Below are 14041 nucleotides of genomic sequence, written 5' to 3'. Positions count from 1 at the left end.
AGGCCGTGAGCCGCCACGAATCCCTCCAGAACGGCGAAGCCGTGGAGGGAGGCGAAGTGGACGGTGTTCGAGCGGTTTCGCGACTGATCACACGGACCGTGGTGACGTCGGCGGCCGTCACCTGGGCGATCCTCAGCAACATGAGGTCGGATATGAGGTCGGACGAGGAAAGAGAGTGCGATGGCACAACTTCGGAGGCCGGAGCCGACGAGGCCCGGTCAGGAATCGGTGTGGGATTACCCCCGCCCGCCACGCGTGGAAGAGTTCATCGGCTCGATCACGATCGAGCTGGGTGACCAGACGATCGCGTCCACCACTCGCGCATGGCGGGTGCTCGAAACCAGTCATCCGCCCACGTACTATCTGCCGCCGGACAGTTTCGCCGACGGCACTCTACGAGCGGCCACGGGCTCGTCGTGGTGTGAATGGAAGGGTCGGGCCGACTACTACGACTTGGTGACCGCGGCGAAGACTGCCCCGCGGGCCGCGTGGAGCTACGCGCATCCAGCGCCAGCATTTCGGGTCATTGCCGGCGCCGTCGCCGTGATGGCCGCGCTCGTCGATCGTTGCACCGTCAACGGTGAACAGGTCATCCCGCAACCGGGCGGCTTCTACGGTGGCTGGATCACCAGCTGGGTGGCGGGGCCCTTCAAGGGCATCCCCGGATCGAGCAGATGGTGACACAGCAGCGCCTCGCCGAAGAGAGGGCCGATCAGCCGATGGCGATCATCGCGACGGCGACCAGTGCCAACACCATGCCGACCGCCTGCCACACCGTCACCCGTTCGCGCAGCACCACGATCGCCAACATCACCGTCGCGGCTGGATAGAGCGACATCAGCACGCCCGCCAGTGACAGGAACGACGCGTGCAGCGCCAGCAGCATCGCGATGTTGGCGATGGCGTCCAGCACCGCCGCCAGCACCGCGAGCTTCAACGGCGTGCCGGTCGGTGGGCGCAGATTCGCGCTGACCGCGGCGACGACGAACACCACGACGCTGGCCGACAGTCGCGCGAACACCAGCGGCCACAGTTCCGCGTCGACCGGGGCCTGGTGGATCATCACGAAGTTCAGCCCGAACGCCACGCCGGAGCCAACCGTCAGCCAGGCCACGGTCGGGGTGAACCTGTGCGGTGTCGCGTCCTCGTCAGTGGCCTGCCGCGACACCAACACGACCGCCACCAACGCAACCACCACACCGACCGCCGCGAGAGCGCCCGGCCGCTCCCCCAACGCGAGGCCGGCGCCAACCGGGATGCCCGCCACCAGAATCGCGGTCAGCGGCGAGACCACCGAGATCGGCCCGGCGCCCAACGCCGCGTAGAACCACCAGATGCCGAACGCCTGGCTGATGCCGCACAGGCCGCCCCACAACACTGCGCCCTGGTTGATTTCTCCGCCCACGATCATGGCCAGCACCGCGAGGATCACCAGCGCCAGCGGATAGGACACCAGCACCACGCGCAGGGCGGCGACCCGACGGGATGCCAAGCCGCCGATGAAGTCGCTGACGCCGTAGCCGAGTGCTGAGGCCAGCGCGAAGCCCGGTCCCTCCAGCCCGGTCAGCGCATGCCCTTGACGCGCCGCCCCAGTTCCCGTGTCACTTCACGCTGCGCGTCACGCTTGGCCATGTCCTGGCGCTTGTCGTGGGCCTGCTTGCCGCGCACCAATGCGAGTTCGACCTTGACCTTGCCGTCGGAGAAGTACAGCGACAACGGCACCAGCGTCAGGTTGCCGTCTCGGACCTTACCGACCAGGTTGTCAATCTCGTTGCGGTGCAAGAGCAATTTGCGGTTGCGCCGCGGCGGATGATTGGTCCAGGTGCCGTGGTGATATTCCGGGATGTGCAGGTTACGCAGCCAGATCTCGCCGTCGTCGACGGTCGCGAACGCATCGGCCAACGACGCCTGGCCCTCTCGCAGGCTCTTCACCTCGGTGCCCACCAGTTGGATGCCGGCTTCGTACGTGTCGAGAATCGAATAGTTGTGCCGCGCTTTGCGGTTCGTCGCGACGACCTTGTTGTTGGACCTCGAGGGGTCGGCCTTCTTCGCCATGGTTATCTTCGAACGTACAGACGCAGCGTGACGTAGGCGGTGATGCCTGACATCGCCAGGCCGAGGAACAACATCAACGGCGCGCTGAAGTAGAGCACGTCGGCGTAGTCCACCTTGGCGATCAGATTCGCTTGATAGAACTGGTTGAGAGCGTTCTCAAGGAACAATGCTCGCACGACGATCAGGCCGACGATCGCGATCACCACACCGATGAACGCGGCCAGCATGGCCTCCACGAGAAACGGCAACTGGGTGTACCAGCGGGTGGCGCCCACCAGTCGCATGATGCCTATCTCGGTGCGACGGGTATAGGCCGCGACTTGAACCATGTTGGCTATCAACAGCACTGCGCCGATGGCCTGAACCAGCGCAACAGCGAACGCGGCATTACTGATCCCGTCGAGCACCGCGAAGAGTCGGTCGATCAGATCCTTCTGGTTCAGCACATTGAGCACGCCTGGCTGACCGACCATCGCCTGGTCGAAATCCTTGTGCTGCTCGGGATTGTCGAGTTTGACGATGAACGACGCCGGGAAGGCGTCCTTGCCCGCCACATCCTTGTATTGCGGGAACTTGCGGATCGCGTCGTTGTAGGCGTCATCGCGGTTCAAGAACCGCACGGACTTCACGTCGTCGCGGCCTTCGATCTTCGCGCGCAACGCCTTGCACGCATCGCCGTCGCAGGTGGGGTCGTTGGCCGACACGTCATTGGTCAAGAACACCTGACTCTCGACGCGGTCGAGGTAGATCTTGCGCGACTGGTCGGCCAGCCGCACCACCAGCAATCCACCGCCGAACAAGCCGATGGAGATCGCGGTGGTCAGGATCATCGCAATCGTCATCGTGACGTTGCGGCGAAGTCCGGTCAGGACTTCATTGACGAGGAAGCCGAAGCGCACTTAGCGGTCCATTCCGTAGACGCCGCGCTGCTCGTCTCTGATGAGCCTGCCGAGCTCGAGTTCGACGACGCGCTGACGCATCGAGTCAACGATGTGGTGGTCATGGGTGGCCATCAGCACCGTGGTCCCGGTGCGGTTGATCCGCTCGAGCAGATCCATGATGTCTTTACTGGTCTCGGGGTCCAGGTTGCCTGTCGGCTCGTCGGCCAGCAGCACCAGCGGCCGGTTGACGAACGCACGGGCGATCGCGACACGCTGCTGCTCGCCGCCGGACAGCTCGCCGGGCAGCCGGTTGGCCTTGCCGGACAGCCCGACCATCTCCAGCACGTCGGGCACCACCCGGTTGATCACCTCGCCGCGCTTACCGATGACCTCCAGCGCGAAGGCGACGTTTTCGAACACCGTCTTCTGTTGCAGCAGCCGGAAGTCCTGAAAGACGCAGCCGATGACCTGGCGCAGGCTCGGGATGTGCCGGCCGCCCAGCTTGTTGACGTGGAACTTGCTCACCCTGATGTCGCCCGACGACGGGTGCTCTTCGGCCAGCAACAGCCGCATGAACGTCGACTTGCCCGATCCCGACGGACCGATCAGAAAGACGAACTCACCCTTGTCTATCTTGACCGAGATGTTGTCGAGGGCCGGTCGCGCCGACGACTTGTACTGCTTTGACACATGGTCGAGGGTGATCATCACGGCACGCCAGTGTAGCGGTGGCCGAGGTGCACGCCGCTCAACGCTAACTCGGGGCCGGCGTCGCGGGTGCCGGCCCCGGCCCCGGCGGCGGGGCGGGCGTTGGCGGCAGGGTGACGGTCTGCGGCCCGAGCAGACCCGGGACCACCGTCGTCGTCGGTGTCGGCGACGTCGGGCTGGTGGTGTCGGTCGGTGACGGTGTGGTGGTCTCCGTCGGGCTGGTGGTGGTCGGCGTGGTCGTGGTGGTCGTGGTGACCGCGGGCTCCTTGGGCCTTCGTACGTTGGTCCTCGGCACCCAGGTGTAGTTGGGGTCGGGCACGAACCCGGGCGGGACCACCGCGGCGGGCGGCGCCGCCGGCCGCGTCGGCTGCGGTTCGAAGTTGTGATACACCCAGAACAGCGCCAGGAAAGCGACGATCAGCGCGATCGTCGACACCCGCATCCTGCCGAGCCGGGCGGTGAACCACGACTTCATCACTTCTGCTGCTCCGGCGGTGCCTGCGTCTCCTCGGCACCACCGATCCGCGCCGGGTGCGGGATCGCCTCGACCAGCGGGCTGTGCCCGTCGGTCGGTGACACGATGCCTGCCCGGCGCAGCGCGCGGACCACCAGCACGCGGATCCGCCTGCCGACTTCGAACTGCTTACCGGGCAGCGTGCGCGCGACCATCCGCAGGTTCACGGTGTCCAACTCGATGCTCTCGACACCCATCAACTGAGGCGCGTCCAACAGCAGCGCATCGAGGCTCGGATCCTCCACGGCTTTCTGGGCGACCCCGTGAAGCACGTCGTTCACCATGTTCAGATCGGCAGAGGCAGGAACCGGGATGTCGATCACCGCGCGCGCCCAGTCCTTGGACAGGTTCACGGTCTTGACGATCTGCCCGTTCGGGATGGTGTACACCTCGCCCTCGGTGGACCGCAGCTTGGTGACGCGCAACGTGACGTCCTCCACGGTGCCCTCAGCCGGGGCGGCGATACCGGACACCGTCAGGGCCACCAGGTCACCGAAGCCGTACTGCTTCTCCGTGATGATGAAGAACCCGGACAGCAGATCCTGCACCAGGCGCTGCGCACCGAAACCGAGCGCGGCGCCAAGGACCGCGGCCGGCGCCACCAGCGATCCGACCGGGATCGCCAGAATCGACGTGACCTGCACCAACACCATGACGAACAGCAGCGCGACCGACACCCACGAGATGACGGATGCCACGGCCTGACGATGCTTGGCGCTCTCCGAACGCACCAGTTGGTCGCTTTCCCGGTAATCCGCATCGATGCGGCGCACGATCCGGTTGGCACCCCAGTTGATGAAGCGCGCCGCCAGCAGGCCGCCGATGAGATAGAGCGCTATCGGCACACCGCGTTCGAGGATCCAGATGCCGATATTGCCGATCCAGAAGCCATGCCACCGGTCGGCGAAACTCTCTGCTAATACGGTGCTATTCGTCATCTCGTCTGTTGCGCCAACGAATTCCCGCTTCGAGGAATCCGTCGATGTCTCCGTCCAGTACTGCCGCGGGATTGCCGACCTCGTACTCGGTGCGCAGGTCCTTCACCATCTGGTACGGATGCAACACGTAGGAGCGCATCTGGTTTCCCCACGAACTGCCACCGTCGCCCTTCAACGCATCGAGCTCGGCACGTTCTTCTAAACGCTTGCGTTCCAACAACTTTGCCTGAAGCACGCGCATTGCCGACACCTTGTTCTGCAATTGCGACTTCTCGTTCTGGCAAGTCACCACGATACCGGTCGGGATGTGCGTGAGTCGAACCGCAGAGTCGGTCGTGTTGACCGATTGGCCGCCGGGCCCGCTGGACCGGTAGACGTCGACACGCACATCGGTTTCGGGGATGTCGATGTGGTCGGTGGTTTCGGTGACCGGAAGCACTTCGACTTCGGCGAACGACGTCTGGCGCCGACCCTGGTTGTCGAACGGGCTGATGCGCACCAGCCGGTGCGTGCCCTGCTCGACCGACAACGTCCCGTACGCGTACGGCGCATGCACCGCGAATGTCGCGCTCTTGATGCCCGCCTCTTCCGCGTAGGACGTGTCGAACACCTCGACCGAGTACTTGTGCGCTTCCGCCCAGCGTAGGTACATCCGCATCAGCATCTCGGCCCAGTCGGCCGCGTCCACCCCTCCGGCGCCGGAGCGGATGGTGACCAGCGCCTCGCGCGCGTCGTACTCGCCCGAGAGCAGCGTGCGCACTTCCATCGCCTCGATGTCCTCACGCAGCTTCCTGCGCTCGGCGTCGGCTTCGGCGACATCGTCGGCGCCTCCTTCGTCGGCGGCGAGCTCATACATCACGGGCAGATCGTCGAGGCGCTGCCGGAGTTCCTCGACCCGGCGCAGCTCACCCTGGGTATGCGACAGCTCGCTGGTGACCTTCTGGGCGCGTGCTTGGTCGTCCCACAGATTCGGGTCGGAGGCCTCTTGCTCGAGCTTCTCGATCCGACCACGAAGCCCGTCGACGTCGAGCACCCTCTCCACCGTGGTCAGGGTGGCGTCGAGGGCGGCGATGTCGGCTTGACGGTCAGGATCCACGGGAGTTCAGGGTACCGGCGGTTTACCATCGGACTGGCAACCAGCCTGGCCACGACGCGACAGCCCCCTGCGGGTGACCGGGCAGCGACAGAAAGCTGTATATGCGCCCATATCACGTGGCGGTCGTCGGGTCAGGGCCTTCGGGCTACTTTGCCGCTGCCTCGCTTCTTAAGTTCGCCGACGCCAGCGAGGACGCAGACGTTCGGGTCGACATGCTGGAGATGTTGCCAACGCCGTGGGGACTGGTTCGCTCGGGCGTCGCGCCCGACCATCCGAAGATCAAGTCGATCAGCGGCCAATTCGAGAAGACCGCGCTGGATCCGCGGTTCCGATTTTTCGGCAACATCGTCGTCGGGGATCACGTGCACGCCGCCGAGTTGGCCGAGCGCTACGACGCGGTGATCTACGCCGTCGGCGCGCAGTCCGACCGGTCACTGGGTATCCCCGGCGAGGACCTGCCCGGCAGCGTCGCGGCCGTCGACTTCGTCGGCTGGTACAACGCGCACCCGCATTTCGAGGAGATGGCGCCCGACATTTCAAGCGGACGGGCGGTGGTGGTCGGCAACGGCAACGTCGCGCTGGACGTGGCGCGCATTCTGGTCACCGACCCCGACGTGCTGGCCACCACCGACATCGCCGATCACGCATTGAAGTCGTTGCACGATCGCGGCGTCGAAGAGGTGCTCATCGTGGGCAGGCGCGGGCCGCTGCAGGCGCCGTTCACGACACTGGAGCTGCGCGAGCTCGGCGACCTGGAAGGCCTCGGTGACGTCGACGTGATCGTCGACCCGGCCGACTTCGCCGACATCTCCGACGAGGACCTCGAAGCCGCGCCCAAGACGGTGCGTAACAACATCAAGGTGCTGCGCGGGTACTCCGAACGAGCGCCGAAGGGCGCGAAGCGGCGCATCGTCTTTCGCTTTCGCACATCGCCGATCGAGATCAAGGGCGACGGTCGCGTGCAGTCAATCGTGTTGGGGCGCAACGAACTGGTCAACGACAACGGCCGCGTCGTCGCCAAGGACACCGGCGAGCGTGAGGAAGTGCCCGCTCAACTGGTGGTGCGCGCGGTCGGGTACAAGGGTGTCCCGACGCCGGGGCTCCCGTTCGACGAGCGCAGCGGCACCATCCCGCACACCGACGGCAGGGTAGAAGGCAGCCGCAACGAATACGTGGTGGGCTGGATCAAGCGTGGTCCCACCGGCGTGATCGGCAGCAACAAGAAGGACTCGCAGGACACCGTCGACACTCTGCTCGCCGACCTGGCCGGCGCCGAGCTGGCCGATGTGGGCGAGGACTATGCGGACACGCTGGTCGAGTGGCTGCTGTCGCGGCAGCCCAAGCTGATCACCGACGACCACTGGAAGCTGATCAACGATTACGAACGGTCAGCAGGCGAGCCGCACGGCCGGCCGCGAGTGAAGGTCACCAGCGTCGCCGAACTGCTGCGCATCGCACACGGCTGAGGGCCGCGCCACCGCGGCCGCAGTCGTCCCACGCTGGGTGGCTAGGCCTGCGGCGGCGCGAACGCCCAGCGGTCCGGGTTGGTCGGCGAGTACACCACGGGGAACAGCTGGCCCATCGTCGGCCAGTCGGCGACGTCGATGGCCAGCTGTTGGTACACGACATGTTCATCGACCGTGGGGCCGTTGATCACGCCGGTGATCGTGACGAATTGCTCGCCGGTGGCCTCGGGTTTCGGGCTCACCCCGGTGACCAGCAAGTTGCCCTGCACCCAGTCGGCGCCCGCACCCCGCCGTCGCATGATCCAGGGCGCCGCGAACGCGACCAAGGCCCCGATGAGCACGATGATGATCACGAACTCCAGCACACCGACATGGTAGGACTGCTGCCATGTATGCGGTCGCAGATGACGTGGCCCTCGCGCGCCGACTTGCCGACCAAGCCGATGCGCTGACCATGGAGCGCTTCGGCGCGTTGGACCTTCACGTCGACACCAAACCGGACCTGACGCCGGTCACCGATGCGGACCGCGGAGTCGAGCGGACACTGCGAGACGTCCTGTCGCACGAGCGGCCCGACGACCTCGTCCTCGGTGAGGAGTTCGGCGGTACCGCGGCGTTCACCGGTAGACAGTGGGTGATCGACCCGATCGACGGCACCAAGAACTTCGTTCGCGGGGTGCCGGTGTGGGCGACCTTGATCGCGCTGCTGCAGGACGGGGTTCCGGTCGCGGGCGCCGTGAGTGCGCCTGCGCTGCAACGGCGTTGGTGGGCAGCCGCAGGCGAGGGCGCGTTCACATCGTTCGCCGGTGCGCCGCCCCGGCGTATCTCGGTGTCGTCGGTGGGCGACCTCGAGTCGGCCAGTCTGTCGTTCTCCAGCCTGTCGGGGTGGGCCGATCTGGGTTTGCGTGACAGCTTCATCGACCTGACCGATGCGGTATGGCGGGTCCGCGCCTACGGCGACTTCCTGTCCTACTGCCTGCTCGCTGAGGGTGCTGTCGACATCGCCGCCGAGCCGGAAGTGTCGCTGTGGGACCTGGCCGCACTCGACATCGTCGTGCGCGAGGCCGGTGGCGCGTTCACCGACCTGACCGGCAATCCCGGCCCGCACGGCGGCAGCGCGGTAGCCACCAACACGCTGCTGCACGAGGCCGTTCTCGGCAGGCTCGAACGCCGGTAGCCTGGCGGGTGGAGGCGTCATGACCTTCGATTCGTTCACGGTTCCCACCACACACTGGCATCGCCTCGACGACGGCAGGATCCAGTGCGATGTGTGCCCGCGCGCATGCCGATTACATGACGGCCAGCGCGGCTTGTGCTTCGTCCGCGCCCGGTTCGACGACCAGATCGTGCTCACCAGCTACGGACGCTCAAGCGGGTTCTGCGTCGACCCCGTCGAGAAGAAACCCCTCAACCACTTCCTTCCCGGCTCCCCGGTGCTGAGTTTCGGCACCGCCGGCTGCAACCTCGCGTGCAAGTTCTGCCAGAACTGGGACATCTCCAAGTCCCGAGCGACCGACACCCTCGCCGACCGCGCGAGCCCCTCAGAACTGGCCCGCGTTGCAGACGAAACAGCCTGCCGCAGTGTGGCTTTCACCTACAACGATCCAACGGTCTTCTGGGAGTACGCGGCCGACGTTGCGGATGCCTGCCATGACCGCGGGATCCGCGCCATCGCAGTGACCGCGGGTTATATGTGCCCACCCGCGCGCGCGGAGTTCTACCGGCACATCGACGCTGCCAACGTCGATCTGAAGGCGTTCACGGAGGAGTTCTACCACCGCGTCTGTGCCGGACACCTCGCCGACGTGTTGGGCACCCTCGTATACCTGCGTCACGAAACCGACGTATGGCTCGAGATCACCACGCTGCTGATCCCCGGCCACAACGACAGTGACGCCGAAATCGCAGCGGAATGTGCCTGGGTTCGCGACCACCTCGGTCCCGAGGTGCCGGTGCATTTCACCGCGTTCCATCCCGACTACCGGATGCGGAACACTCCGCCGACCCCGCCCGAGGCGCTGAGCCGGGCCCGCCGGATCGGGCTGGGTGAGGGACTGCAGTTCGTCTACACCGGCACTGTTCATGACCGCGCCGGCGGCACCACGGTTTGTCCCGGATGCGGTAGCCCCGCTGTGGTACGCGATTGGTATGCGATGCGCCACTACGGGTTAACCGATTCCGGCCGCTGCAGACGCTGCGATACGCAACTGCCAGGCGTCTACGACGGCCCGGTCGGCAGCTGGGGCGCTCGCCGACTGCCGGTAGTCGTTCGTTAGCCGACTACCAGTTAGCCGGGGGCCTCAACGGGTGACAGCAGGGACGACACCGGCTCGTGCGTGACGCAGTCTGTAACTGCATCCAGGCAAACCAATGGAAGGGGACGCGATGCGCACGAGACTCCCTCACGTCACACCGGTGTTAGGCGCGGCCGCGGTCGCGGCAGCGATCTTCGCAGCGCCGGTCGCATCGGCCGCCCCCGGCACGTCAGCGCCCGCGGCACAGCCGCACCAGGCGTGCGCCGGGACCGGAGGCGCGACCGTGTGTCAGTCGCCGGGCAACGTGCAGATCAATGATGCGCCGCCGCCTGTCCAGTACTACCCCTACGGCGGTATCGGTTTCCTGTTCTGACGATGAATCACACTGCGCGACAACGACTAAGGAGAATCACAATGAAACGCAAACTGGGCTACCTCCCGCCGGTGTTGGCGGCAGCCGTCGCGGCCGCAATCGCGGCGGCACCCATCGCGTCGGCGTCCACCACCGGCGACGACTGTGACTCCACCGGCGGCGGAACTGTGTGTCAGTCGCCTGGCAACGTTCAGATCGACGCCACCCCCGGACCGCTTTCGTTCAACCCGTACGGCGACGAGGCGTTCCTGCTCGGGGACGGCTTCGTCGGCGGCGGGTTCGCCGGCGACGGTTTCCACGGCGGAGGTTTCCACGGCGGCGGGCACCGCTGAGGTCTAGTCGATCGCGACCGCGGACTGCCATGGAAGCTCGGCGCGCAGTGTCGTTCCTTCGCCGCGCAGGCTGGTGACGGTCAACGTGCCGCCGACAGCCTCGACGCGGTCGGTGAGCCCGACCAGTCCTGAGCCGCGCGACGGGTCGGCCCCGCCGTCGCCGTCGTCCTCAACCGTCAAGACCAGGCGGCCATCTTCGACGACGGCGCACAGCGACACAACCGACGCGTTCGCGTGTTTGGCGGCATTCGTCAGGGCTTCTGCGGCCACGTAATACGCCGCTCCCTCGATGTTCTCCGGAAGCCGATCCTCGACGCGGACATCCAATTCGATCGGCACGGCACAGCGGCGCGACAGCGAGCGCAGCGCCGGCCCGAGCCCGCCCTTGGACAGGATCGCCGGGTGAATGCCACGGGACAGCTCACGCAGTTCCTCGACGGCCTCCAGTAGCCCGGCGTCCAGCGCCGCCAAGTTCTTTCGCAATTCGGGCGCGCCGGCGGGCACCGCAGGCTCGACCAGCCGCAGCTTCAGCGCGAGTGCGACGAGGCGCTGCTGGATGCCGTCATGAAGATCGCGCTCGATGCGTCGACGCGTCTCGTCTGCCGCGGTGACGATGCGGGCGCGCGACGCCACCAGGTCGGCGTGGGCTTGCACATTGGCGATGGCCGTTCCGACCAGGTCGGTGAATTCCACCATGTGGGTTTCGGTGTCGTCGGGCAGCGGGCGGTCGAGCGGCGAGAGGGCAGTCATCGCGCCCCACATCGAACCGCTCACCATGATCGGGGCGCCGACCGCCGAATACGTGCCTGCTGACAGGCCGGGCGGCGACTCCTCCGTTGCGCGGGCCGACAGACCGCTCTGCCGCACCCGGCCCGCAACGGTGACGTCGACGTCGATGCGGGTGCCGACCGCCACGGGATTTCCGGTGCGAGTCCACGCGGCGGCGACCGTTGCGCTTCCGTCCGGCTCGAATCGCAACAGGCGCGTGATGTCGGCGCCGAGCAACAAACCGACTTCCTCAGTGACAGAGGTGAATATCTCGCGGGCCGGTCGTCCCTGTGCGACACGCGTCGCCACGCGCCGCAGCGCGGCCTGCTCGTCGGTGATCCGGGCGAGCGCAGCGCGCCCGTGTTGCAGGGATTCGCCCATCGCATTGAAATTGCGCTCGAGCACCGCGATCTCGGCCTTGCCGGTTTCGGGCACTCGCGCCTGCAGGTCCCCCGCGGAAAGGCGCTCGGCCATTCTGGCGGTGCGCCGCACGGGCCCGACGACGCCTCGGGCCAGGTACAGGGTGCTCAGCGCGGTCACCAGCAACGAGGCGCCAAGGCCGACCGCGGCCATGATCGTCGCGTGCTGGTAGTCACGGTCGGCCTTCACCTGCTCCGCGTTGCTCAGTGCGAACTCGGCCATGAGGAATTCATCCAACTGCCGGCGCAGCGCGTCCATCCTCTGCTTGCCTTCGTCACTGGCCGGAATGCCCCTCACCCAGGAATCGCCGCGCCGCGCCCCGGCCACCAGTGGCACCGCGTAGTCGTTGACGTAGGCCAACGCGCCGGCCTGTAATGCCGCTGCCCGGTCGGCCTGGGCGGGGTCGTCGACCATGGTGCGCAGCGTCGTCAGCCGCTCGGGAAGTTTCTGCCGTGCGGTTTCCCAAGGGATCAGGAAATTCTGCTCACCGGTGATGATGTAGCCGCGCTGGCTGGTCTCCATGTCGCCGAGCATTCTCCTGGCGTCGCGGGCGACGTAGGACACGTCCGCGGAGTGCGTGGCCATATCCCTGGCGCGGTGCACGGACGCCATCGCGAAGAAGAGGAACACGAAGGCGGCGGTGACGATCGCTGCAACCACGCCCGTCGCCACCAGCAGGCGCGTGGTCAGCCCGACTCGCACACCACTCCTTCCGGTTCGCCTAAAGGTAGAGCATGCGCATGTGAGGTTCGCAACAAAACGGGGGACCTTACTCAAGAGTCAGTTCGAATACCTTACTCTGGAGTCAGTTGCGTGTTCGCGCACGTCCACCAGCAAGCGAGGCAGCTGAAATGACCAACACACTGCCGTCCAACAAGCGCTCCGGTAAAGAGAGCGCCGTCGGCATGCACAAGCACAAGAGGACCGCGACCGACATCGGGTTGGCGGTGATCACCCCCATCGTCGGGCAGGAGTTCTTGGACCGCTACAACCTGCGGGATCCGCTGAATCGAGGCCTGAAGTACGGCGTGAAGCAGGTGTTCGCCGCCGCGGGTGCGGCGAATCGGCAGTTCAAACGGGTGTCGGGGCCCCCCGGCGGGCCGACCCGGCTGAAGAAGAGCGGGGCCGATTACTTCGACCTGACACCCGATGACGAACAGCAGATGATCGTCGACACCGTCACCGAATTCGCAGAAGAGGTGATACGTCCGGCGGCCCACGACGCCGACGAAGCCACCACCTATCCGCCCGACCTCGTCGCCAAGGCGACCGAGCTGGGCATCACGGCGATAAACGTGCCGGAGGATTTCGACGGCATCGCGGCACATCGGGCCGCGGTGACCAACGTTCTGGTGGCAGAGGCGCTGGCGTACGGCGATATGGGTCTGGCGCTGCCGATCCTCGCACCGGCGGGCGTCGCGTCAGCGCTCACCCACTGGGGTAGCGCCGACCAGCAGACGACCTATCTCAAGGAATTCGCCGGCGAGAACGTGCCCCAGGCGTGCGTGGCGATCGCCGAGCCGCATCCGCTTTTCGATCCCACCGCCTTGAAGACCACCGCGGTGCGCACCCCCAGCGGCTATCGACTCGACGGCGTCAAGTCGTTGGTGCCCGCGGCTGCGAATGCCGAATTGTTCATCGTGGCAGCACAACTCAACGGCAAGCCCGCGTTGTTCATCGTCGAATCCTCGGCCAAGGGCCTCACCGTCACCGCCGACCCGAGCATGGGTATCCGGGCGGCGGCGCTCGGCAAGATCGAACTCGACCGGGTCACCGTGCCGTTGAGCGCGCGCCTCGGCGAGGACGCCGCGACCGATGAGGACTATTCGGAAGCGGTCGCGCTGTCCCGACTTGGCTGGGCGGCACTGGCCGTTGGCACCGCGCACGCGGTACTCGACTACGTGGTGCCCTACGTCAAGGAACGTCACGCCTTCGGCGAACCGATCGCGCACCGCCAGGCGGTGGCATTCATGTGCGCCAACATCGCGATCGAGTTCGACGGCCTGCGACTCATCACCTGGCGCGGAGCGTCGCGCGCCGATCAGGGCCTCCCGTTCATCCGCGAGGCCGCGTTGGCCAAGCGACTCGGCACCGACAAGGGCATGCAGATCGGACTGGACGGCGTGCAACTGCTCGGCGGCCACGGTTACACCAAGGAGCACCCGGTCGAACGCTGGTACCGCGACCTGCGGGCCATCGGCGTTGCCGAGGGTGTTGTCGTCATCTAACTTTCGA

At 66.3% G+C, this 14041-nt stretch carries 16 protein-coding genes; 7 read left to right on the top strand and 9 right to left on the bottom strand.

Annotation, left to right across the window (positions count from 1 at the left end; translation table 11 throughout):
• Positions 1–180 precede the first annotated feature (180 nt).
• Positions 181–681, top strand: a complete 501-nt coding sequence (locus ACGFK1_RS00530) for a DUF427 domain-containing protein (protein WP_393424004.1) — start codon at positions 181–183, stop codon at positions 679–681.
• A 31-nt stretch (positions 682–712) separates the two neighbouring features.
• Here ACGFK1_RS00530 and ACGFK1_RS00525 read toward each other — a convergent pair whose 3' ends face one another.
• Genes ACGFK1_RS00525 through prfB form a run of 7 tightly spaced genes read right to left on the bottom strand, consistent with a single transcriptional unit; the run spans position 713 to position 6192 of the window.
• Positions 713–1558, bottom strand: a complete 846-nt coding sequence (locus ACGFK1_RS00525; RefSeq protein ID WP_393426229.1) for an EamA family transporter — start codon at positions 1556–1558, stop codon at positions 713–715.
• 5 nt (positions 1559–1563) lie between these two features.
• Complete coding sequence (gene smpB, locus ACGFK1_RS00520; protein WP_393424001.1) at positions 1564–2055, bottom strand: SsrA-binding protein SmpB; 492 nt, start codon at positions 2053–2055, stop codon at positions 1564–1566.
• A gap of 2 nt (positions 2056–2057) precedes the next feature.
• Positions 2058–2954 (bottom strand): permease-like cell division protein FtsX, encoded by an 897-nt coding sequence (gene ftsX, locus ACGFK1_RS00515; protein ID WP_393423998.1) that lies wholly within the window; start codon positions 2952–2954, stop codon positions 2058–2060.
• A complete protein-coding gene (gene ftsE, locus ACGFK1_RS00510; protein ID WP_393426226.1) occupies positions 2955–3644 on the bottom strand; it encodes a cell division ATP-binding protein FtsE in 690 nt (229 codons plus the stop codon). It abuts the gene before it with no gap.
• A 46-nt stretch (positions 3645–3690) separates the two neighbouring features.
• The gene (locus ACGFK1_RS00505) at positions 3691–4119 is read right to left on the bottom strand and encodes a hypothetical protein (protein WP_393423995.1); all 429 of its coding nucleotides are present in this window, start codon (positions 4117–4119) and stop codon (positions 3691–3693) included.
• Entirely contained in the window at positions 4119–5096 is a 978-nt protein-coding gene (locus ACGFK1_RS00500) for a mechanosensitive ion channel family protein (protein WP_393423992.1), read from the bottom strand. Before ACGFK1_RS00500 ends, ACGFK1_RS00505 begins: the two co-directional genes overlap by 1 nt.
• Entirely contained in the window at positions 5086–6192 is a 1107-nt protein-coding gene (prfB, locus tag ACGFK1_RS00495) for a peptide chain release factor 2 (protein ID WP_393423989.1), read from the bottom strand. Before prfB ends, ACGFK1_RS00500 begins: the two co-directional genes overlap by 11 nt.
• Positions 6193–6293: 101 nt before the next feature.
• On the opposite strand from prfB, the gene ACGFK1_RS00490 reads away from it, so the two are divergent.
• Positions 6294–7658: an FAD-dependent oxidoreductase gene (locus tag ACGFK1_RS00490; RefSeq protein ID WP_393423986.1), complete on the top strand. Its 1365-nt coding sequence runs from the start codon at positions 6294–6296 to the stop codon at positions 7656–7658.
• A 41-nt stretch (positions 7659–7699) separates the two neighbouring features.
• On the opposite strand, the gene ACGFK1_RS00485 is transcribed toward ACGFK1_RS00490, so the two are convergent.
• On the bottom strand, positions 7700–8023 hold the full coding sequence (locus ACGFK1_RS00485; protein WP_393423983.1) for a hypothetical protein: 324 nt from the start codon (positions 8021–8023) through the stop codon (positions 7700–7702).
• Between the two features lie 23 nt (positions 8024–8046).
• Here ACGFK1_RS00485 and hisN point away from each other — a divergent pair, with 23 nt between their 5' ends.
• The 4 genes from hisN to ACGFK1_RS00465 all read left to right on the top strand — a co-directional run bounded on the left by hisN (position 8047) and on the right by ACGFK1_RS00465 (position 10618).
• Positions 8047–8835, top strand: coding sequence for a histidinol-phosphatase (gene hisN, locus ACGFK1_RS00480; protein WP_393423980.1), 789 nt, complete (start codon positions 8047–8049; stop codon positions 8833–8835).
• 19 nt (positions 8836–8854) lie between these two features.
• Entirely contained in the window at positions 8855–9934 is a 1080-nt protein-coding gene (gene amrS / locus ACGFK1_RS00475; protein WP_393423977.1) for an AmmeMemoRadiSam system radical SAM enzyme, read from the top strand.
• Between the two features lie 109 nt (positions 9935–10043).
• On the top strand, positions 10044–10286 hold the full coding sequence (locus tag ACGFK1_RS00470; RefSeq protein ID WP_393423974.1) for a hypothetical protein: 243 nt from the start codon (positions 10044–10046) through the stop codon (positions 10284–10286).
• A gap of 41 nt (positions 10287–10327) precedes the next feature.
• Positions 10328–10618 (top strand): hypothetical protein, encoded by a 291-nt coding sequence (locus tag ACGFK1_RS00465; protein WP_393423971.1) that lies wholly within the window; start codon positions 10328–10330, stop codon positions 10616–10618.
• A gap of 3 nt (positions 10619–10621) precedes the next feature.
• On the opposite strand, the gene ACGFK1_RS00460 is transcribed toward ACGFK1_RS00465, so the two are convergent.
• Positions 10622–12508: a CHASE3 domain-containing protein gene (locus ACGFK1_RS00460; RefSeq protein WP_393423968.1), complete on the bottom strand. Its 1887-nt coding sequence runs from the start codon at positions 12506–12508 to the stop codon at positions 10622–10624.
• Between the two features lie 149 nt (positions 12509–12657).
• On the opposite strand from ACGFK1_RS00460, the gene ACGFK1_RS00455 reads away from it, so the two are divergent.
• Positions 12658–14034, top strand: a complete 1377-nt coding sequence (locus ACGFK1_RS00455) for an acyl-CoA dehydrogenase family protein (protein ID WP_393423965.1) — start codon at positions 12658–12660, stop codon at positions 14032–14034.
• The last annotated feature ends 7 nt before the right edge of the window (positions 14035–14041 follow it).

Source organism: Mycobacterium sp. NPDC048908 (genome assembly GCF_043197955.1).
Lineage (GTDB): Bacteria > Actinomycetota > Actinomycetes > Mycobacteriales > Mycobacteriaceae > Mycobacterium.
Note: the sequence above shows the minus strand (reverse complement) of the source record. Positions and strands in the feature narration are given on the sequence as shown.

What these genes read in the sequence shown, in the direction of transcription:
- ACGFK1_RS00530 (WP_393424004.1), top strand. Translation starts at nt 181, where the DNA reads ATGGCACAACTTCGGAGGCCGGAGCCGACGAGGCCCGGTCAGGAATCG.
- smpB (WP_393424001.1), bottom strand. Translation starts at nt 2,055, where the DNA reads ATGGCGAAGAAGGCCGACCCCTCGAGGTCCAACAACAAGGTCGTCGCG.
- ftsE (WP_393426226.1), bottom strand. Translation starts at nt 3,644, where the DNA reads ATGATCACCCTCGACCATGTGTCAAAGCAGTACAAGTCGTCGGCGCGA.
- ACGFK1_RS00505 (WP_393423995.1), bottom strand. Translation starts at nt 4,119, where the DNA reads ATGAAGTCGTGGTTCACCGCCCGGCTCGGCAGGATGCGGGTGTCGACG.
- ACGFK1_RS00500 (WP_393423992.1), bottom strand. Translation starts at nt 5,096, where the DNA reads ATGACGAATAGCACCGTATTAGCAGAGAGTTTCGCCGACCGGTGGCAT.
- ACGFK1_RS00490 (WP_393423986.1), top strand. Translation starts at nt 6,294, where the DNA reads ATGCGCCCATATCACGTGGCGGTCGTCGGGTCAGGGCCTTCGGGCTAC.
- hisN (WP_393423980.1), top strand. Translation starts at nt 8,047, where the DNA reads ATGTATGCGGTCGCAGATGACGTGGCCCTCGCGCGCCGACTTGCCGAC.
- amrS (WP_393423977.1), top strand. Translation starts at nt 8,855, where the DNA reads ATGACCTTCGATTCGTTCACGGTTCCCACCACACACTGGCATCGCCTC.
- ACGFK1_RS00470 (WP_393423974.1), top strand. Translation starts at nt 10,044, where the DNA reads ATGCGCACGAGACTCCCTCACGTCACACCGGTGTTAGGCGCGGCCGCG.
- ACGFK1_RS00465 (WP_393423971.1), top strand. Translation starts at nt 10,328, where the DNA reads ATGAAACGCAAACTGGGCTACCTCCCGCCGGTGTTGGCGGCAGCCGTC.
- ACGFK1_RS00455 (WP_393423965.1), top strand. Translation starts at nt 12,658, where the DNA reads ATGACCAACACACTGCCGTCCAACAAGCGCTCCGGTAAAGAGAGCGCC.